16 protein-coding genes are annotated in these 20,051 nt (G+C 54.2%); 8 read left to right on the top strand and 8 right to left on the bottom strand.

Annotated features, from left to right (window positions below):
- Positions 1 to 42 precede the first annotated feature (42 nt).
- Entirely contained in the window at positions 43 to 405 is a 363-nt protein-coding gene (locus tag SK58_RS19245) for a DUF5983 family protein (RefSeq protein ID WP_053070233.1), read from the top strand.
- A 283-nt stretch (positions 406 to 688) separates the two neighbouring features.
- On the opposite strand, the gene SK58_RS19240 is transcribed toward SK58_RS19245, so the two are convergent.
- The 6 genes from SK58_RS19240 to SK58_RS19215 form a co-directional block, all read right to left on the bottom strand.
- Positions 689 to 1,435: an SAM-dependent methyltransferase gene (locus tag SK58_RS19240; RefSeq protein WP_047728883.1), complete on the bottom strand. Its 747-nt coding sequence runs from the start codon at positions 1,433 to 1,435 to the stop codon at positions 689 to 691.
- A gap of 10 nt (positions 1,436 to 1,445) precedes the next feature.
- The gene (locus SK58_RS19235; protein ID WP_047728885.1) at positions 1,446 to 1,703 is read right to left on the bottom strand and encodes a YjhX family toxin; all 258 of its coding nucleotides are present in this window, start codon (positions 1,701 to 1,703) and stop codon (positions 1,446 to 1,448) included.
- A 259-nt stretch (positions 1,704 to 1,962) separates the two neighbouring features.
- Complete coding sequence (locus tag SK58_RS19230; RefSeq protein WP_045347498.1) at positions 1,963 to 3,900, bottom strand: putative bifunctional diguanylate cyclase/phosphodiesterase; 1,938 nt, start codon at positions 3,898 to 3,900, stop codon at positions 1,963 to 1,965.
- A gap of 17 nt (positions 3,901 to 3,917) precedes the next feature.
- Positions 3,918 to 4,412: a putative pterin-binding protein gene (locus SK58_RS19225; RefSeq protein ID WP_023303170.1), complete on the bottom strand. Its 495-nt coding sequence runs from the start codon at positions 4,410 to 4,412 to the stop codon at positions 3,918 to 3,920.
- Between the two features lie 383 nt (positions 4,413 to 4,795).
- Positions 4,796 to 6,580: a diguanylate cyclase gene (locus SK58_RS19220; RefSeq protein ID WP_045334514.1), complete on the bottom strand. Its 1,785-nt coding sequence runs from the start codon at positions 6,578 to 6,580 to the stop codon at positions 4,796 to 4,798.
- A 114-nt stretch (positions 6,581 to 6,694) separates the two neighbouring features.
- A complete protein-coding gene (locus SK58_RS19215; RefSeq protein WP_017383139.1) occupies positions 6,695 to 7,804 on the bottom strand; it encodes an AI-2E family transporter in 1,110 nt (369 codons plus the stop codon).
- Between the two features lie 157 nt (positions 7,805 to 7,961).
- Between SK58_RS19215 and mmuP the strand changes: the two genes are divergently transcribed.
- From mmuP to tauD, 6 genes are all read left to right on the top strand, one after another.
- On the top strand, positions 7,962 to 9,362 hold the full coding sequence (gene mmuP / locus SK58_RS19210) for an S-methylmethionine permease (protein WP_048220323.1): 1,401 nt from the start codon (positions 7,962 to 7,964) through the stop codon (positions 9,360 to 9,362).
- On the top strand, positions 9,349 to 10,281 hold the full coding sequence (gene mmuM, locus SK58_RS19205; RefSeq protein ID WP_032647373.1) for a homocysteine S-methyltransferase: 933 nt from the start codon (positions 9,349 to 9,351) through the stop codon (positions 10,279 to 10,281). The genes mmuP and mmuM overlap by 14 nt, the downstream gene beginning before the upstream one ends.
- A 222-nt stretch (positions 10,282 to 10,503) precedes the next feature.
- A complete protein-coding gene (gene tauA / locus SK58_RS19200; RefSeq protein WP_017383142.1) occupies positions 10,504 to 11,466 on the top strand; it encodes a taurine ABC transporter substrate-binding protein in 963 nt (320 codons plus the stop codon).
- Positions 11,467 to 11,476: 10 nt separating this feature from the next.
- Complete coding sequence (tauB, locus tag SK58_RS19195) at positions 11,477 to 12,244, top strand: taurine ABC transporter ATP-binding subunit (protein ID WP_048220322.1); 768 nt, start codon at positions 11,477 to 11,479, stop codon at positions 12,242 to 12,244.
- Positions 12,241 to 13,068, top strand: a complete 828-nt coding sequence (gene tauC / locus SK58_RS19190; RefSeq protein WP_017383144.1) for a taurine ABC transporter permease TauC — start codon at positions 12,241 to 12,243, stop codon at positions 13,066 to 13,068. Before tauB ends, tauC begins: the two co-directional genes overlap by 4 nt.
- A complete protein-coding gene (tauD, locus tag SK58_RS19185) occupies positions 13,065 to 13,916 on the top strand; it encodes a taurine dioxygenase (protein ID WP_048220321.1) in 852 nt (283 codons plus the stop codon). Before tauC ends, tauD begins: the two co-directional genes overlap by 4 nt.
- 79 nt (positions 13,917 to 13,995) lie before the next feature.
- Here the strand turns inward: tauD and SK58_RS19180 are convergent, their stop codons facing one another.
- Both SK58_RS19180 and hemB read right to left on the bottom strand, forming a co-directional pair.
- A complete protein-coding gene (locus tag SK58_RS19180; RefSeq protein WP_015571324.1) occupies positions 13,996 to 15,696 on the bottom strand; it encodes a bifunctional ornithine lipid synthase OlsF in 1,701 nt (566 codons plus the stop codon).
- Positions 15,697 to 15,824: 128 nt separating this feature from the next.
- Positions 15,825 to 16,799: a porphobilinogen synthase gene (hemB, locus tag SK58_RS19175; protein WP_015571323.1), complete on the bottom strand. Its 975-nt coding sequence runs from the start codon at positions 16,797 to 16,799 to the stop codon at positions 15,825 to 15,827.
- A gap of 452 nt (positions 16,800 to 17,251) precedes the next feature.
- Between hemB and SK58_RS19165 the strand changes: the two genes are divergently transcribed.
- Entirely contained in the window at positions 17,252 to 20,026 is a 2,775-nt protein-coding gene (locus tag SK58_RS19165; protein ID WP_032652677.1) for an autotransporter outer membrane beta-barrel domain-containing protein, read from the top strand.
- Positions 20,027 to 20,051 lie beyond the last annotated feature (25 nt).

Here is a 20,051-nt window from a genome sequence, read left to right as displayed (position 1 = left end):
GAATTAGCTGTATTTAACTTTATTTAAACAGGAGTTAATTTTATGCAGTTTTTAACTGAACCGACTACTAAGTCGGTTGGCTCTTGCATCGTCCCGCTGCACTGCATCTTTACCAGCATACAGTGCAGTACTGCTCACATAACGGATCAGGACAACGAACGGTTTTATCAACTGTCGCATGATCAGACTGAATACAGTGATGCGGAGTGGATTCACTTTACCGGAACGGGCTACTTGCTCCGGCTCAGTGCCTGGCAATACCCAGTGCTCAGATTGAAACGACTAGGCCTGTCGAAAGCGTGTCGTCGATTGATCCTGATGTTATCCCACCAGTATGCGATCACCTCTATCCATCTCGATGCTGCGGGAGATGTGCTGCCTGGAGTGGAGCATTTCGATTGGTGATTCGTTGTGCAAGATATCCACGAAAAAGCCCCTGCTGAAGTGGTAAAAATCAATGTGGGGGCATTAAAGGGGGCATGTTTGAAGGTCGAATATGAAAAAGTTTATTATTTTCAGAGGTTTTATATGTCTTGTTGTGTTCCTATTATCCTCCATTCCAGTAAATCTCATTCTCAGATCATGGCAGCAAATATTGCTAATGGCTGCACATTTTCGCGTCATCGTTTTGTACCTCAAAGAAGTTGAACGGCGGCATAACCCTAAAGGCTATACCGCCAGCGCCATATTATCGCGCCATTAACGCAAACACCCCCCAGCCAAAGTACTCCCGCGTGTACGTCACATGACGTTCAGGCGCTATCGTCAGCTCCGCCCGAACCTCCTGCGCGAAGTCATCATCTGGGTTTTCCTCCAGCCAGCGCCGCATGGTCATCCATTTTGCGGCTTCGTACCTGTCCCAGCCTTCCTGATCAGCCAGCACCATTTCAACCAGGTCATAGCCCTGTTGATCGAAAGACGCAACCAGACCGGGCAGAGTGAGAAAGTCTGCGATCGACGAGACGCCGCAGGCCTGGGCTGTCTCCTCCGTCGCAGGTACCTGACGCCAGTACGGTTCGCCGATGAGCATTATTCCCCCGGGCTTGAGACTTTTTGCCAGCAGATCCATTGTCCCGGCTACGCCCCCCGCAATCCAGGTTGCGCCAACGCAGGCCGCCACGTCACATTTTTCATTCGCGACGTAGCCGGCCGCGTCGTTATGAATGAAATGGACGCGTTCGCTGACGCCGAGTTCCTCTGCGCGCCGCGTGGCCTGCGTGGTGAAGAGCGGGCTCATGTCGATGCCGGTACCGGTAATACCGTAATCACGTGCCCAGGTACAAAGCATCTCTCCCGAGCCGCTGCCGAGATCGAGAATGCGTGTGCCTGGCTTCATGCGTAACACGCGGCCCAGCGTCGCGTACTTCTCTGGTGTAAAGGGGTTATGAATGCGGTGTTCGCTTTCGCTAACAGTAAAAATACGTGGGATATCCATCATCCTCTCCTTAACGATTATCAGGCTGAGCGCGAACATTGTTCAGCCCGGTGGCGTTAATGCGGTAGGGCTGACCGTTAACGGATTTGATCAGCTTTTTGGTTTTGAGCTTTTTGAAAACGGCGAGCGTGCAGTCAGCCAGCAGTAGCCCTTCGCGGCTATAGCATTCAACGGCGGTGACGCGGCCAGAGTTATCGCGGACGTGCACAATACGGCCACCTTTGGCGAGAACGTGTAAGGTACGTTGTTCCTGACGGGATAAATTCATACTGGAAAACCTGTTTAATCATCATGTGCAAAACGTGCAAACACACAGCGGTGTCCGCATACGATTTCGGCGCATTGATAATCAGTCCGGCCTGGAAAGGTCGGGAAGCTGATTATCGGATGATTACATTCTCCAGCATCAAAGCCTCGGTTTGAGTTGATAGGTATTTACGGGGTGAATGATAACACCTGGTTATTGTCAGTGAATACCCAGGGGTGAAAAATGTGATCCCGGTTGGTATCGGGCTGAGGAGAGGGGATCATTCCTGGCCGCTCTTAATTTTGCTGTCGACCTGAGGCTGTGGTTTGCTGAAAAGATATCCCTGCACAAGCTCGCAACCCAGAGCCTGAAGCCGCTCAAGCTGCTCTTCGGTCTCAACGCCCTCGGCTATGACGCCCATATTAAGGCTTTTAGCCATACCGGTAATCAGCTTCACAATATTAAGCGCATCTTCCTGCGTAGATATCGGATTGACAAAAGATTTATCGATCTTGATTTTATCAAAATTCAGTTCGCTGAGTCTGGAGAGCGACGAATAACCCGTGCCAAAATCATCAATAGAAATTCTTACGCCCAGTGAGCGTAGTTTTTTGAGGATCGCAATGGGGTTATTTCTGTCACTGAAGAGGGAAGACTCTGTGACCTCTAACTCAAGACGGTTAGCCGGGAGCCCGGTCTCAGCCAGAACGGACTGCACCGTATTAATAAATGATTTGCTGCCCAATTGAACAGGCGAGACGTTGACGGAGATCCTGGCCGGAACAGCCCAGGAGACCGCCTCCCTACACGCCAGTTTAAGTACAGTTTTACCTATCTCGTTGATCATGCCTGTTTTTTCAGCGGCGAAAATAAAGCTATCCGGGGAGAGCATCCCCTTGACGGGGTGCATCCAGCGAATAAGCGCTTCATAGCCGTAAATTTCCTTGCTGACTGAATTCACAATAGGCTGGTAATAAACAATAAACTCATCATTCTCTATTGCTCTTGCCATATCATTTTCAAGGGTTCTGCTTTCCTGCAACTTCTGTAGCATTCGCTGGCGGAAGACTTTGATTTGCTGAGAACCTTCTTTTTTGGCTTCATAGAGCGCCAGATCGGCAAATTTATAAAGGTAATCTGAACGTCGTTCGTTATCCGATAAAACAATACCCACACAGGTGGCTATTTTTATAAGTTGATTATTAATTGTATAGGGCTTGCTGATGCTATCACTGATTTCTCGCGCGCGTGAAACGGCTGCGGCTTCGGTTAAGCCACTGGAGAGAAACGCAAATTCGTCGCCGCCCAAACGATAAAATGTCTCTGAAAAGCGGCTCAAAGCGTTAAGGCGCGTGGATACCTCACGTAACAGTAAATCGCCAGCATCATGACCGTAGGTATCATTCACCTCTTTGAACCGGTCTAAATCGAATAACATCACCGTGACCGAAATATGTTTTTCCTCAGCCTGTAGATTAAGTTTATTGAGATCATCCCAGAAGAAAAGACGGTTTTTCATGCCGGTAAGGGAGTCATGATAAACATCGTATTCCAGTTTTGTATTCTGGATTTGCAGGGTTTCTTTGGACAGCTGAAGTTCTTCAGCCAACGTTTTAACCTGTGTATGTGCTTTGAGGATGTTTTTATTTTGATAGATAATCAAAAAGCCCAGTATGAAGCTTAAAATAACCAGTAACAGCGAAAGTGCTGAATAAATATAATACAGAACCTGTATTTTTAGGTTAGTTTCATTGATTGTATTAACATCTTTTGTTAAAGCCGTTGATGAAAGCTGGCTTAGCGGGGCATCCAGTGAATGCATATTTTTCAGATAGAGCTTTAACTCTGAACGGCTCATTTTCTCAAGATGACCATCCAGATAGTTCAGTATATTTTCCAGGCGTAAGGCGAGCGCCTGATGCGCTTTCGCGCTGTTTATATAACGACCCAGGCCGCCCTCTTTCAATAAATCATTCTGGCTCAGCATGATTTCCAGGCGCATGCGAACCTGGTCTACCGTAACGTCATCAGTCTCGGTTGCGTACAGTCCAATCCATGATTCAAATCGGTAATATTCAGATACCAGTTGGGCTACAGACCAGGACTCAGTGTAGTGAGTCAATTTTTGCAACTCCTGCTGACGGTCGTAGACAAGAAAGGCTATATATCCCGTAGTGATAAAAAGAGAAAAAATGATACCAACCAGTATCCTGTTCATTATGTTCTCCTGAACTACTATTCAATCTTCATTTTGCTGACCTGCCAGGCCGATCGCGAGTAATAAATCTGATTATTGAGTTCAGGAAGACTGTCATAAGGGTAGACGATGAATGACGGACCTTTATCGCGGATGCGCATATATTCGCCATTGACCTTTAACGCCAGGATGGCGTTGTATTTCTGGAAGTCGCTGAGAGGGATGACGGTAGTATAATCATTGAGTGCAACCACATTCAGAACAGAACCCTTAGCCCCCACATACTCCATGAGTTTGCGCATCGGGATACCCTCAAACTTCGTGCGGCCATTATACCAGGGAGAGGTCGTCTGGAAACTCACCATCCCCAGTTTTTCCAGGCTGGCAATATCAAAAACGGCTTTTCCATTTTCGTTCGTATTTTCTATATTACCGGTAATGGTTAAGATGGGTTTGCCCACAGGCTTTGGCAGTTCGCCAGCCCAGCTTAAACTTTGTACCAAAAAGCAGCACAGCATTAGGATTATTCGCATATTGGCCTCCTCTTTTTAACAGAAGTATAAGAATTATAAGTTATTTATCCTATAAGTTTGTCTATTTTGTTGAACGCCATGGCTTTTTGCAAACGATACTTCATTAAATGTATTAAAATCAAATGGATAATCGTTGTTTGCCCCGTGATTGCAGACCTCTGGCTGGAGTTTAGGTTTTTTAAAACATAAAAACTCAGTGTAATTAGCCACCCGGGTTTAAAAAATGATCGCTTTGATTTATTGATATATTTACGCACCCCCATTTTTTATCAATGGTGGCATCGTTAAGATGAATTTATTTGTACAAAGAATGATAACGCACCCTCAATGTGAGGGAATAAGAGAGTGCGCATACCTCTGACGTCGTTGGCAGGGATTTTCGGTTAACCCGTCTCCAGCATACTGAAACTGACGATCCGCGAGCGCCCCAGCTCTTTCGCCCGGTAAAGCGCCACATCTGCTGCGCGCAGCAGGTCGTCGCTTTGGGCGTGCTGCGGGTAACTGGCGATCCCGATCGACACATCCACCGGGCCAATCTCAGCAAGCCCATAGCGCAGCGACAGCGTATGGACGCCGTTATAAATCTCCGTTGCGCAGGCGTGAGCCGCTTCCTCATCCGCACCCGTTAGCAGCACCAGAAACTCTTCGCCACCAAAGCGGAAGGCCAGGCCGGCATCGTGCACGGCACGCTGAACAATTGTCGCCACGCTCTTAATCACATGATCGCCAGCCTCATGGCCGAAGCGATCGTTAATGCTTTTAAAGTGATCGATGTCGATCATCATGCAGCTCACCGGCTCATCATTGCGCATTGCCTGAGCTATCTGAGTGCGCAGGGTATCTTCCAGGTGGTGACGGTTACGCAAGCCGGTGAGCGGGTCGAATAGCGCTTTTTCCAGCAGGGCATCGCGCAGACGCTGGTTGGCCAGCGCCAGACCCAGGGCTTCCGCCATTAATTCGAGATATGCGCGGGACGGTGCCGTTTCAGGCGTGATGTTTTGAAACGACAGCAAACCAATGGCTTCCCCCTGCGCAATGAGCGGCACGCACAGTGAGCTGTCTTTTTGTGATTCAGGCAGATGCTGGCAACCGATATCCGGCTCGCCGTTGACCGGTGGATGGCTCTGACCACGGCGTATGGCCCAGCATTGATCGGGGTGGAAAGCATTTTTTTCTCCCTGTGGAGATAACCATTCCGCCGCACAGCGCATCTCCCACGGGTTTCGATCCAGGATATACAGACGTCCGGCGATACCCGGCGCAATGTTGGGAGCAAACAGCTCTGCCACCTCAATCACGTCGCTGACGTTCTCGCACCCCTGCAAGCGCTGGGTCATTCGCGCGAGCAGCTCGCGGATGGCCCAGTCTGCGTCGCGTTCTTTTTCAAGCCGCTGCCTTGCCAGCCCGTTCTCGCGGAAAATGCGAATGGCCTGCGCCATATCGCCTATCTCATCGACCTGGTTGAAATTGGGCGTTTCGACGCCGTAATCCTGTGAGGCCAGGCGGTGAACCACATCGCTGAGGCGCACTACCGGGCGCAGCACGCGGTGCTTGAGAATAAAGCCCATCACGAATAAGAAGAGCAGGGCGGTCAGGCCGACCATCACCTCTGAGGCGGTACGCAGCGTTTTCGACGTGTTGGTCGCTGCCTGGACATCGGCAATAATGCGCTTATCCAGCAGCATACGAAAATGGTCAATCTTGCTCTGGGCACGTTCCGTTTCAAGTTCGTAGATTTTGCCGAAGAGTAACGCAATGGCCTGTTGTTCCTCACCCCGGGCGACGCTGGCAATTGCTGCCTGCTGTTCATCCTGTAGGCCATCAACAATCTTCAGCCCTTCATACAGCAGCGCCAGCTCTTCGCCCGTTGCGCCCGTATCTTTTAACTGTCCCACTTTGTGTTCAATATTCTTCAGTTCACCTTCTTTCGCCTGGTACGCTTTCAGCACATCGGGCTCTTTTTTGATGGCGTAAAGGCGCGCTAAATCGGAGAGCATCCAGGTTTCTGCCTCAATCTCTTCCGTAAGCTGGTCAAAAATTTGTCGTTGCTTAACAGCCTGACGCTCTACGTTGTCGGCATGGGAAGCCATCAGCATGACGATACCGGAGGCAATGGTCAGGCACACCGTGACACCATAGGCCCAGTTTGTGATCGTGGCGATTCGCACCTGTTGGATCCTTCTACGACAAATGTGGAAGAGCGTTCATTTCAGATTATAGAAAACCCCTGATTTATCGCGAAAAAAAAGGCGGCACAGGGCCGCCTGACAAAACGCGTTTCGTTAGAGATCCGGAGGGTTTTTTCCCTCTTCAATAAAGTCTGCGTCCAGCTCCTCGGCGTTGCCTGCGTGGTCGCGGCCGGAGAAGAGGTTCCAGCAGGCGATAAACAGGGCGGCAATCAGCGGCCCAATAACAAAACCGTTAATGCCGTACAGCTCCATACCGCCGAGCGTGGTGATCAGTATCAGGTAGTCCGGCATTTTGGTGTCTTTGCCCACCAGCAGCGGACGTAAAAGGTTGTCCACCAGCCCGACGATAATGACAAAAAAGCCCACAATGAACAGACCCTGCCACAGCTGGTGAGTGGCAAACAGGAAGATCGCGGCGGGAACCCAGACGATAGCCGAGCCGACGGCGGGCACCAGGGAGAGGAACGCCATCAGCGCTCCCCACAGTACGCTACCGTCAATACCGACGATGGCAAAGGCGATACCGCCAAGCGTACCCTGAACCACTGCCACGACCGCCGTACCTTTTACCGTGGCTCGTGAGACGCCGACAAACTTAGCGAACAGATGCTGTTTGGCGAAGTCAGACAGCGGCAGCGAGTCGAGGATCTGGCGCACCAGATAGGGCCCGTCTTTGAGCAGGAAAAACAGCAGGTACAGCATAATGCCGAAGCTAATAGCAAAGCCGAACGTCCCTTTACCAATCAGGAACGCGCTTCCCGCCAGATACTGTCCACCCTGTAACGCGACATCGGAAAGCTTTTTCTGAATCTGCGCGGCGTTGGTCAGGTTGTGATCCGCCAGGAAGCCGCTGGCCCAGTCCGGCAGTCGGTTGAAAATACCGGCGATGACTTCCGGGAACTGCGTGTTGTTCTGTTGCAGCTTGGTGTAAACCATGTTCAGTTCCACCGCGAGCGAGGAAAGGATCACCATCAACGGAATAAACACGATCAGGCAGATAATGCCGAGTGTAAGGAGGGAAGCCAGCCCGTTGCGATCGCCCAGCGCGGTACGCAATTTGTTTTTCACCGGGTTGAAAATGATGGTCAGGATCGCGGCCCACAGAATCGCCGAGAAATAGGGTGACAGCACGTCAAAGAAAGCCCAGGTAACAAGGGCCAGGATGAGAATAAAGAAACCTTTGGTCAGTCCGTTAAATCGCATAGTGAGTCCAGGTGAAGAAGAAACTGTGTCGACTATAGAACTGATTTAAAGATTTACCAATAATTGCGCCGAAGTCGTGCCGGGTGGCTTTTTGTTAACAATCGCGGTATAACACACTTCTTTGGATGTTTAGATGTCCATACGTTTAGAAGGTAATATGCAAACAGAACAACAAAACGGGCAGCTTAAGCGCATCATGAAAACCCGTCACCTGATTATGCTCTCGCTGGGGGGCGTTATCGGCACAGGGTTATTCTTCAATACCGGATACATCATTTCGACAACCGGCGCGGCGGGCACGCTGCTGGCGTATCTTATTGGTGCGCTGGTGGTCTGGCTGGTTATGCAATGCCTGGGGGAACTTTCCGTGGCGATGCCGGAAACCGGCGCGTTCCACGTCTACGCCGCTCGTTATCTCGGCCCGGCGACAGGGTATACCGTGGCGTGGCTCTACTGGCTAACGTGGACAGTGGCGCTGGGATCGAGCTTTACCGCAGCCGGGTTCTGTATGCAGTACTGGTTCCCGCAGGTTCCCGTCTGGACGTGGTGCGTCGTCTTTTGCGTGGTGATTTTTGCTCTTAACGTCATTTCCACGCGCTTCTTCGCCGAAGGGGAATTCTGGTTCTCGCTGGTGAAAGTCATCACCATCATCGCCTTCATTATTCTCGGCGGGGCGGCGATCTTCGGTTTTATCCCGATGCAGGACGGTTCACCGGCGCCGGGCTTAAGCAACCTTACTGCCGAAGGCTGGTTCCCGCACGGCGGTCTGCCGATCCTGATGACCATGGTGGCGGTCAACTTTGCCTTCTCCGGAACGGAGCTTATCGGCATCGCGGCAGGAGAAACGGAAAACCCACACAAGGTTATTCCGGTTGCTATTCGCACCACCATCGCCCGGCTCATCATCTTCTTTATTGGCACCGTATTTGTGCTGGCGGCGCTGATCCCGATGCAGCAGGCTGGCGTGGAGAAAAGCCCGTTCGTGCTGGTGTTTGAAAAGGTCGGCATTCCGTATGCGGCGGATATCTTTAACTTCGTGATCCTGACGGCGATCCTCTCGGCGGCGAACTCGGGTCTGTACGCCTCTGGCCGTATGCTGTGGTCTCTGTCTAACGAGAAAACGCTGCCGCGCTGCTTTGCCCGCGTCAACAAAAACGGCGTGCCGCTGACGGCGCTCTCCGTTTCCATGCTGGGTGGCGTGCTGGCGCTGTTCTCCAGCGTGGTCGCGCCGGATACGGTGTTTGTGGCCCTGTCAGCCATTTCCGGTTTTGCGGTGGTGGCGGTGTGGATCAGCATCTGCGCGTCACACTTCGTGTTTCGTCGCCGTCACGTGCAGTCCGGGCAGCCACTTTCGGCGTTGCAGTATCGCGCGCCATGGTATCCGCTGGTGCCCGTGCTTGGCTTTATCCTCTGTCTGGTGGCCTGCGTCGGCCTGTGGTTTGACCCCAGCCAGCGTATTGCCCTTTATTGCGGGCTTCCGTTTGTCGCCCTGTGTTATGGTGCGTACTACCTGACCCGAAACATGACCACGCAGGAGCCTGAACATGTCGCAGAATAATCCGCTTACCGCCCTCCTTGAAAACCAGCCGTTTGTCGTGCTGGATGGGGCGATGGCAACGGAGCTGGAAGCGCGCGGTTGTAACCTTGCCGACAGCCTCTGGTCGGCCAAAGTGCTGATGGAAAACCCGGAGCTGATCCGGGACGTGCACCTCGACTATTACCGCGCGGGGGCACAGGTGGCGATCACCGCCAGCTATCAGGCCACGCCTGCGGGCTTTGCCGCACGCGGGCTGGACGAGGCGCAATCCCGGGCGTTGATTGGCAAAAGCGTAGAGCTGGCACGCAAAGCGCGGGAAGCGTACCTGGCAGAGAATGCGCAGGCGGGCACGCTGCTGGTGGCGGGGTCGGTAGGGCCGTACGGCGCGTACCTTGCCGATGGATCTGAATATCGCGGCGATTATGTGCGTCGCGCTGAAGAGTTCACCGCGTTCCACCGTCCCCGCGTGGAGGCGCTGCTGGATGCGGGCGCGGATCTGCTGGCCTGTGAAACGCTGCCTTCTTTCCCGGAGATTAAGGCGCTGGCGGCGATGCTGACGGCGTATCCTCGCGCCCGGGCATGGTTCTCATTTACCCTGCGTGACAGCGAGCACCTGAGTGACGGGACGCCGCTGCGGGATGTCGTTTCTGCGCTGGAAAACTACTCGCAGGTTGTCGCGCTGGGGATCAACTGTATCGCGCTGGAAAACACCACCGCGGCGCTGACGCATCTGCACAGCCTGACGTCGCTGCCGCTGGTGGTCTATCCGAATTCCGGCGAGCATTATGATGCGGTGAGCAAAACCTGGCATCACCACGGTGAAGCCTGCGAGACGCTGGCGGGGTATTTACCGCAGTGGCTGGATGCCGGTGCGAAGCTGATTGGCGGCTGCTGTCGCACCACGCCGCAGGATATTGCTGCGCTGACGGTTCAGCGCTGAGGTCTTTGCCGGGTGGCGGCTGCGCCTTACCCGGCCTACAAATTGCACGAACCGTAGGCCGGGTAAGCGCAGCGCCACCCGGAGAAACAACCGCACAAAATTCACTATCCTTTCCCGCTTTTTTTCTAAAAACGAATCGTCATTAGCGATTCTTTTTTATTCCTTTATCAAATTTCTCGCGCCGGAAATACTGCCCTTATAACAACAAGGGGAGCAGGCACTATGGCAATTTCATCGCGAATCACACTTCTCGGCGCACTGGCGCTGTGGGCATTTCAGGCGCAGGCGGTGGACGTCACCGTCGCGTATCAGACTTCCGCTGAGCCGGCGAAAGTTGCGCAGGCGGACAACACCTTTGCCAAAGCGAGCGGGGCGAACGTCGACTGGCGCAAGTTCGACAGCGGCGCGGCGATTGTGCGGGCGTTAGCCTCGGGCGACGTGCAGATTGGCAACCTGGGCTCCAGCCCGCTGGCGGTGGCCGCCAGCCAGCAGGTGCCGATTGAAGTCTTCCTGCTGGCGTCGCAGCTCGGAAATTCCGAAGCGCTGGTGGTGAAGAAAAGCATCACGAAACCCGAAGATTTGATCGGCAAACGCATCGCGGTGCCGTTTATCTCCACCACGCATTACAGCCTGCTGGCAGCGCTGAAACACTGGGGCATTAAGCCGGGCCAGGTGCAGATCATTAACCTGCAACCTCCGGCGATTATTGCCGCCTGGCAGCGTGGCGACATCGACGGAGCATACGTCTGGGCGCCCGCCGTCAACGAGCTGGAAAAAGAGGGCACCGTGCTGACCGACTCCGAAAAAGTGGGGCAGTGGGGCGCGCCAACCCTTGACGTCTGGGTCGTACGGAAGGACTTTGCCGAGAAACACCCTGAAGTGGTGAAAGCCTTCGCCAAAAGCGCCATCGACGCACAGCAGCCATACATCAGCAACCCGGATGAATGGCTGAAACATCCCGCCAACCTGGAGAAGCTCTCACGTCTGAGCGGCGTGCCGGAAGCTGACGTGCCGGGGCTGGTAAAAGGCAACACCTATCTGACGCCTGCGCAGCAGGTCCAGCAGTTGAACGGGCCGGTGAGCAAAGCGATTGTCGACACTGCCACGTTCCTGAAAGAGCAGGGCAAAGTGCCTGCGGTGGCGGCGGATTACAGCCAGTTCGTGACCGATCGCTTTGTGAAATAAGGGGGCTGCAATGCTGAACATTACAAACCTGTCTGCCGATTACGGCGGCAAACCCGCCCTGGAAGAGATCAACCTGACGCTGGACAGCGGTGAACTGCTGGTGGTGCTGGGGCCGTCCGGCTGCGGGAAAACGACGCTGCTGAACCTGATCGCGGGGTTTGTACTGTATCAGCACGGCACGATCCAGCTGGAAGGAAAACGGGTAACGGGGCCGGGCGCAGAGCGCGGCGTGGTCTTTCAGAATGAAGGATTACTCCCGTGGCGAAACGTTCAGGAAAACGTTGCGTTTGGTCTGCAACTGGCAGGTGTAGCGCGTGAACAGCGCCTGAATACGGCGCGCGATATGCTGAAAAAAGTCGGGCTGGAGGGAGCTGAAAAACGCTTTATCTGGCAGCTTTCAGGCGGGCAGCGTCAGCGCGTCGGGATCGCCCGCGCGCTGGCGGCTAACCCACAGCTGCTGTTGCTGGACGAACCTTTCGGGGCGCTGGATGCCTTCACCCGCGAGCAGATGCAAACCCTGCTGCTGCGCCTGTGGCACGAAACCGGCAAGCAGGTGCTGTTAATCACCCACGATATCGAAGAGGCCGTGTTTATGGCGACGGAGCTGGTGCTGCTCTCACCGGGGCCGGGACGCGTGCTGGAGCGCCTGCCGCTTGAGTTTGCCCGCCGCTATGTGGCGGGAGAGCCGGTACGCAGCATCAAATCCGATCCGCTGTTTATTGAACAGCGTGAATACGTCTTAAGCCGCGTGTTTGAGCAACGGGAGGCGTTCTCATGAGCATTGTTTTCAGTGAAAAAACGCGGCGGACGCGCCTTGCCTTACGCTGGCCGTTCTCTCGCCAGCTCACCTTAAGCCTCAGCACGCTGGTGGTGCTGCTGGCGGTATGGTGGGCGGTTGCCGCGCAGCAGTGGGTCAGCCCGCTGTTTCTGCCCCCGCCAGGCCAGGTTCTGGAAAAACTAATTACTATCGCCGGGCCGCAGGGCTTTATGGATGCCACGCTCTGGCAGCATTTAGGCGCCAGTCTGATGCGTATTCTGGTGGCGCTGCTGGCGGCGGTCATTATTGGCGTTCCGGTGGGGATCGCGATGGGACTGAGCCCGACGGTACGCGGCATTCTCGACCCGCTGATAGAGCTTTACCGTCCCGTCCCGCCGCTGGCTTACCTGCCCCTGATGGTGATCTGGTTTGGCATCGGCGAGACGTCAAAGATCTTACTGATATACCTGGCGATATTTGCGCCGGTAGCCATGTCGGCCCTGGCTGGCGTAAAAAGTGCGCAGCAGGTACGCATACGTGCGGCGCAGTCGCTCGGCGCCAGCCGCGCGCAGATACTGCTGTTCGTCATTTTACCAGGCGCGCTGCCGGAGATACTGACCGGGCTGCGCATCGGCCTTGGGGTGGGCTGGTCTACGCTGGTGGCGGCAGAGCTGATAGCCGCCACGCGCGGCCTTGGGTTTATGGTGCAGTCGGCGGGAGAGTTCCTGGCGACTGACGTGGTACTGGCAGGGATCGCGGTGATCGCCGCGATTGCCTTTGGATTAGAACTGGGACTGCGCGCGCTACAGCGTCGCCTGACGCCCTGGCATGGAGAAATACAATGAGTGAACGACTGACCATTACCCCGCTGGGGCCATATATTGGCGCGCAGGTGTCGGGCCTGAACGTAACCCGTCCGCTGAGCGATAACCAGTTTGAGCAGCTGTACCACGCGGTGCTGCGTCATCAGGTGGTATTCCTGCGTGAACAGGCCATTACCCCGCAGCAGCAGCGCGCGCTGGCCCTGCGTTTTGGCGACCTGCATATCCACCCGGTCTACCCGCATGCGGAAGGGGTGGAGGAAATTATCGTGCTGGACACCCATAACGATAACCCGCCCGATAATGACAACTGGCACACGGACGTTACCTTTATCGACACACCGCCAGCCGGGGCGATTCTGGCAGCAAAACAGCTGCCGGAGACGGGTGGGGATACGCTGTGGGCCAGCGGGATTGCCGCGTTTGAGGCGCTCTCCGCGCCGCTCCAGACTCTGCTGAGCGGCCTGCGGGCGGAGCATGACTTCAAAAAATCGTTCCCGGAGTACAAGTACCGCAAAAGCGAAGAGGAGCACCAGCGCTGGCTGGATGCGGTCGCAAAACATCCCCCGCTGCTGCACCCGGTGGTGCGTACCCATCCGGTGACCGGAAAGCAGGCGCTGTTTGTGAATGAAGGGTTCACCACGCGCATCGTGGACGTAGCGGAAAAAGAGAGTGAGGCGCTGCTCGGCTTCCTGTTCGCGCACATCACCAAACCGGAGTTCCAGGTGCGCTGGCGCTGGCAGGAGAACGATCTGGCGATCTGGGATAACCGCGTCACGCAGCATTACGCTAATGCGGATTACCTGCCGCAGCGAAGGATTATGCAGCGGGCGACGATCCTGGGGGATAAGCCGTTTTACCGTGCGCCTTGATTGCCGGGTGGCGGCGTTGCCTTACCCGGCCTACGTTTAATTGTAGGCCCGGTAAGCGCAGCGCCACCGGGCAACGGAGCTAGAGGTGTGCTTCTATATACCGCTGATAGCGGTTTGCCTTCAGATAACACAGATCCACCAGCACCAGCCCGTCGATACAGTTATTGAACGCCGGATCGCTGCCGAAATCGATAAACTGCACGCCGCCTGGCTCGCATAGCTCGGAATACTGTTTGTAGAGCGGTGGGATGCCGCAACCCAGGTTGCCGAGCAGGGATTTCAGCTTTGTCAGGTCATCCACGTAATCCACTCCGCCAAACTGTGCCAGCACGTCCGGAAGTGAGGCCGGGTAGGGTTGACGCGAGGCGGCTAAGGGATGGCTGGCCGGAAACCAGAGACGATAAAACGCCACCAGCAGATCCCGTGCGGCAGGCGGTAAGCCGCCGGAGATGGACACCGGACCAAACAGGTAACGGTAATGGGGATAGCGTGCCAGATAGGCGCCAATGCCTGACCACAGATAGTCCAGACCGCGACGCCCCCAGTAGCGCGGCTGTATAAAGCTGCGCCCCAGCTCAATACCGTGCTCAAGTATGTCCTGCATTTTTTCGTCGTAGTGGAACAGGCTGTAGCTGTACAACCCCTCGACGCCGCGCTTTTCCACCTGCATGGCCGTTGGCATAAAGCGGTACGCGCCGACAATCTCCAGGTCATCGTCATCCCACAGAATAAGGTGCAGATAGTCATCATCGTAGCTGTCGGTATCCCGGCGCTTCCCGCTGCCTTCCTCCACGGCACGAAAGGCAATCTCGCGCAGCCGCCCAAGCTCGCGCAGCAGAGGCGCCTCTTCCTGCCCGTTGCGCTGCCAAAGATAGATGGCCTTACCATCGCTGGTTTTGCCCAGACACTCGGCCTGCGCCAGTTCGCGCTTGAGCGTCGCCCTGTCTTCCGGGCGGGCAATGGCGCACTGGGTTTTAAAGACGCCAGGCAATCCCTTGCCAAGACGTATCACGTGCTGACGACACTGCTCGGCCATCTCACGCGATGAAAGGGTAGAACTAAACCGGTCATTCCAGGCAATCTGCTGGCCGATTTTGATCGGCAACTGACTGTGACGGCGGCGAAACATCTGTTGCATCAGCAGCAGCATGGATACCGTTGGCGAGACCAGGGTACTGGCATAAAACAGCAGGCTGTTGTGCGCCTGGATATGTACCGGGAGTAGCGGCACCCGTAGTTTGCCGGCCAGCTTGATAAAGCCCGGATGCCATTTTTTATCGCGGATGCCTTTGCGCGTTGGGCGGGAAACTTCGCCCGCCGGAAAGAAGATCAGCACGCCGGCGTTTTGCAGGTGCTGCTCCATCTGTATCAGCGAGGCTTTTGCGGTTCTGCCGCCCATATTATCCACGGGAATAAATAATGAGCTGAGGGGCTCAAGGTGGGACAGCATCCTGTTGGTAACAACCCTGACGTCGCGGCGCACGCGGGAAACGGCATACAGCAGCGCCAGCCCATCCAGGGTGCCGGTGGGGTGGTTCGCTATCACAATGAGTGGGCCGTGTTCGGGGATTTGTTCGAGGTCGCGGGCGGAAACGGAGCAGTGAATATCAAGGTGTTCCAGAACCTGCTCCACCATATCCAGCCCTTTCAGGTGACGGTGGCTGGCGGCAAACTGCTGAAATTCGTCTTCGTGAAGCAGTCTTTTTAACAGACTTTTTTGCCAGGGTGCGGGCCTCGCCTGAGGCCAAAGGTCATCAAGAACGCTGTCGAGACTAAACATTGATCACTCCTCCTGCCGTCTTGCCCAGACAGTAGAAGGAGGAGATGTCGTTTGTATTGCAGTTTGGTGAAGATTAGCGCAGAGAGCAGGCCGGGTAAGGCGAAGCCGCCACCCGGCGCTAAAGCGGATTAACGCAGAATTTTCTTCTCAGCCAGATCCAGCGCAAAATAGCTGAAGATCAGATCCGCGCCCGCGCGTTTGATCGCCCCCAGGCTTTCGAGGATCACTTTCTCTTCGTCGATGGCACCCGCCTGCGCGGCGAATTTGATCATCGCGTACTCGCCGCTCACCTGGTAGGCGCCTAGCGGCAGTTCGGTGCGTTCGCGAATGTCGCGCAGGATATCCAGGTATGCGCCAGCCGGTTTCACCATCAGGCAGTCAGCACCCTGGGCTTCATCCAGCAGAGACTCACGAATCGCTTCGCGGCGGTTCAGCGGGTTCATCTGATAGGTTTTACGATCGCCTTTCAGCGCCGTGCCGGCTGCTTCACGGAACGGGCCGTAGAAAGAGGAGGCGAATTTGGTGGAATAGGACATGATGGCGGTGTCGGTGAAGCCCGCAGCGTCCAGCGCCTGGCGGATCGCCTGTACCTGCCCATCCATTGCCGCAGAAGGCGCAATGAAATCCGCACCCGCAGCGGCGGCAACCACTGCCTGCTTGCCCAGATTCAGCAGGGTCGCATCGTTGTCCACGCCGTGATCGCACAGCACACCGCAGTGGCCATGAGAGGTGTATTCGCAGAAGCAGGTATCGGACATGACGATCATCTCCGGCACACTCTCTTTGCAGATGCGCGACATGCGGGCGACGAGGCCGTCTTCTTTCCAGGCATCACTGCCGGTCGCGTCAGTGTGGTGGGAGATACCGAACGTCATTACCGAGCGGATGCCCGCATTCGCGATGCGTTCGATCTCGCGGGCCAGATGCTTTTCAGGAATGCGCATCACGCCCGGCATCGCGTCGATGGCTTTGTAGTCATCGATCTCTTCTTCAACAAAAATCGGCAACACCAGATCGTTTAAGGTCAGTGTTGTCTCTTCAAACATGGCGCGCAGTGCGGGAGACTTGCGCAGGCGACGGGGACGTGCAATTAAATCGGTCATGGTATGCCTGATGTTTGTGGAACAAAGAGGTATAGTGTACCTGAAAGCGGGGAGCGGTGTTTTACTAAAGTTGTCTTTTAGATTTTCGAAATCGACTAATATTCGCTGTATGTATTTTGTCTATATTATAAAACTTATTATGGTGTTCAGCGTGGTGTTTAATATTGGTGAGGTTTCTATGTTGGTTCGGGATTATAAATATAAATGATTTATTGCTTTTTATTATATGTGCCGAAGCAACTAAAGTGGTTTGCAATCAGTTGGATTTATAATATTTATTCATAATGATTGATATTGCCCTGGGTTTACAAGCTTATTTGTCTGAATACGGACTTAATGGAATCATTCATTGAACCTTTTCGAAGTGAAACTGCATAATTCCTTCCGCAATTTAATGTTGCTAAATGATTTGATGGACAAACTTGCTTACGTCCCTGAGGAGGGATGACCCAATGCAAACATGGAAAAAGAAACTGGTTGTATCACAACTTGCATTAGCCTGCACACTGGCTATCGCTTCTCAGGCCAATGCGAAAGATATATCCGGCACAACATATAATACTTTTGGCTATGACAATACCGCGTCCACGCCCTGGTATTATGGTTATGCTGACTGGGATTATTCAGATGCCACACATGATGGTGACATTTATCCAGTCATCAATAAATCAACCGTAAACGGAGTTATTTCGACATACTATCTGGATGATGGTGTCAATGGCCGTGCGAACGCGTTGAGTATTTCTAACAGCACCATTAACGGCATGATCACGTCAGAGTGTATGACCACGACGTGTGCAGATGGTGTGGATACTGACGGTACCACTCATACCCAGTATGATCGTTTTAGCCTGACTGTTGATAACTCCACCATCAACGATACCTACGAGCATTACGCCTACGATGTCGTCAATGGTGAAACCACTGAAACGCATTATCTGGACACCTATGGTCTGGGTAACGCGATCACGCTGGACGTTGAATCTGACATCGTTATTCAGAACAACTCCCATATCGCGGGCATCACGCTGACGCAGGGTTATCAGGAGCTGGATAACACGCCATACGACGGTGTTGAAGGCGTTGCTAACAGCAGCAATATCTTTACCGATACGCTGGTGGTGAAAGATTCTGTGCTGACCTCTGGTGCGTACAGCGATCTGGGTACCAGTGGCTTCTACGGTCAAACGGCGAAGCCGAGCGACTACGGTGAAACCAACGCCACGGCTGCGGATGATGCGGCGCTGATCGTTGTTGCTGGCGCGTCTGATAACGCTATGCAGACCACCGCTACCTTCGATCACTCTACCATTACCGGCGACATCCTTTTCGCCAGCACCTTTGATAACAACTTCTACGAGAATGGCGATCCGGCAACGGATACCACCGATGACGGCGTCTATAACCCAACTACCAACGGCTGGGATGATACCGACAAGCTGGATGTCACGCTGACCAACGGCAGTAAATGGGTGGGTGCCGCGCAGTCCAGCGTTGAAGCCATCGGCACGGCGCAGATGTATGGTGAAGGCTACAGCGATGTAGACTGGCACACGCTTTCTCCAAACAGCATCTGGCCTGATTCTACCTTTGACAGCAACGGTCATGTTGCAGGTGAAGAAGTTTATCAGAGCGGCCTGTTCAACGTGGCGCTGGATAACGGTTCCGAGTGGGATACCCGTAAGATCTCCAACATCGACGCGCTGACGGTGAACAACCAGTCTCAGGTCAATGTTGAAAACTCCGGCCTGCTGGCAGATTCCATCACCCTGACCAATGCGTCTAGCCTGAATATTGGCGACAGCGGTGGTGTGGCTACCGACAGCCTGTATCTGGATAGCTACAGCCGTGCTGCACTCACTGAAGAGACAGCTGAGCTGTATGCCAACACCATTACCGTGGACAACGGTGCAGAGCTGGCGCTGGGTCTGGGACAGGTTGATACGCACAATATGGTGCTGACCGATGGCGGTGTGCTTAACGTTGCCAGCCGTGATTATGTGCTGAACAGCGACCTGAACAACGCACGCTATATCACCAACGATCGCTCTAAAGCGGATTACGACTATGGTGTTGTCGCGCTGAACTCTGACGGCCATCTGGCGGTGAACGGTGACGTTGCCGGTAACTATAAAGTGCGCATCGACGATGCGACCGGCGCAGGCTCCGTAGCTGACTACGAAAACAAAGAGATCGTTCGCGTCTATGACAATAACGCGGATACCGCTGCCAGCTTTACTGCGGCAAACAAAGCTGATTTAGGTGCATACACCTATCAGGCGCAGCAGAAGGGCGACACCGTTGTTCTCCAGCAGGAAGAGCTGACTGATTACGCCAATATGGCGCTGAGCATTCCTTCTGCTAATACCAACATCTGGAATCTGCAACAGGATACCGTGGGTACCCGTCTGACCAACAGCCGTCATGGCCTGGCAGATAACGGCGGCGCATGGGTGAGCTATTTCGGCGGCAACTTTGACGCGGATAATGGCACCGTTAGCTACGATCAGGACGTAAGCGGCATTATGGTAGGTCTGGATACTCAGATCGACGGTAATAACGCGAAGTGGATTGTCGGTGGTGCGGCTGGTTTCGCGAAGGGTGATATCAGCGATCGTACTGGTCAGGTCGATCAGGACAGCCAGACTGCGATGATCTACGCGTCGGCGAAGTTCATGAACGACATCTTCCTCGACAGCTCCCTGAGCTACACCCGCTTCAACAACGACCTCTCTGCTACCATGAGCAACGGTCAGTATGTTGACGGTAATACCACGACTGACGCCGTTGGTTTCGGGATGAAACTGGGCTATGACTGGAAACCAAACCTGTCTGGCTACGTCACGCCTTACGCGGCGATCTCTGGCCTGTTCCAGTCCGGTGATGACTACCAGCTAAGCAACGACATGCGTATCGATGGTCAGTCTTACGACAGTATGCGTTATGAACTCGGCGTGGATGCAGGTTATACCTTCAACTACGGCGGCGAGCAGGCATTAACGCCTTACTTCAAACTGGCTTACGTGTATGACGATGCCGACAACAATGCTGATATCAACAATGACAGCATTGATAACGGCGTGGAAGGCTCTGCGGTTCGCGTGGGACTGGGCACTCAGTTCAGCTTCACGAAAAACTTCAGTGCTTACACTGATGCGACTTATCTGGGCGGCGGCGACGTTGACCAGAACTGGGGAGCAAACCTGGGTGTGAAATACACCTGGTAATATAGAAAGCGCGGGGGATTTTTCC

Source organism: Enterobacter sp. BIDMC93, from assembly GCF_001037805.1.
Classification (GTDB): domain Bacteria; phylum Pseudomonadota; class Gammaproteobacteria; order Enterobacterales; family Enterobacteriaceae; genus Enterobacter; species Enterobacter hormaechei_C.
The sequence above is the reverse complement of the archived record's forward strand: the minus strand, read 5'-3'. Positions and strand labels throughout refer to the sequence as shown.

Coding starts and splice junctions, on each gene's coding strand:
- SK58_RS19245 (WP_053070233.1), top strand. CDS start 43: ATGCAGTTTTTAACTGAACCGACTACTAAGTCGGTTGGCTCTTGCATC.
- SK58_RS19240 (WP_047728883.1), bottom strand. CDS start 1,435: ATGGATATCCCACGTATTTTTACTGTTAGCGAAAGCGAACACCGCATT.
- SK58_RS19235 (WP_047728885.1), bottom strand. CDS start 1,703: ATGAATTTATCCCGTCAGGAACAACGTACCTTACACGTTCTCGCCAAA.
- SK58_RS19230 (WP_045347498.1), bottom strand. CDS start 3,900: ATGAACAGGATACTGGTTGGTATCATTTTTTCTCTTTTTATCACTACG.
- SK58_RS19225 (WP_023303170.1), bottom strand. CDS start 4,412: ATGCGAATAATCCTAATGCTGTGCTGCTTTTTGGTACAAAGTTTAAGC.
- SK58_RS19215 (WP_017383139.1), bottom strand. CDS start 7,804: ATGCGATTTAACGGACTGACCAAAGGTTTCTTTATTCTCATCCTGGCC.
- mmuP (WP_048220323.1), top strand. CDS start 7,962: ATGCAAACAGAACAACAAAACGGGCAGCTTAAGCGCATCATGAAAACC.
- mmuM (WP_032647373.1), top strand. CDS start 9,349: ATGTCGCAGAATAATCCGCTTACCGCCCTCCTTGAAAACCAGCCGTTT.
- tauA (WP_017383142.1), top strand. CDS start 10,504: ATGGCAATTTCATCGCGAATCACACTTCTCGGCGCACTGGCGCTGTGG.
- tauB (WP_048220322.1), top strand. CDS start 11,477: ATGCTGAACATTACAAACCTGTCTGCCGATTACGGCGGCAAACCCGCC.
- tauC (WP_017383144.1), top strand. CDS start 12,241: ATGAGCATTGTTTTCAGTGAAAAAACGCGGCGGACGCGCCTTGCCTTA.
- tauD (WP_048220321.1), top strand. CDS start 13,065: ATGAGTGAACGACTGACCATTACCCCGCTGGGGCCATATATTGGCGCG.
- SK58_RS19180 (WP_015571324.1), bottom strand. CDS start 15,696: ATGTTTAGTCTCGACAGCGTTCTTGATGACCTTTGGCCTCAGGCGAGG.
- hemB (WP_015571323.1), bottom strand. CDS start 16,799: ATGACCGATTTAATTGCACGTCCCCGTCGCCTGCGCAAGTCTCCCGCA.
- SK58_RS19165 (WP_032652677.1), top strand. CDS start 17,252: ATGCAAACATGGAAAAAGAAACTGGTTGTATCACAACTTGCATTAGCC.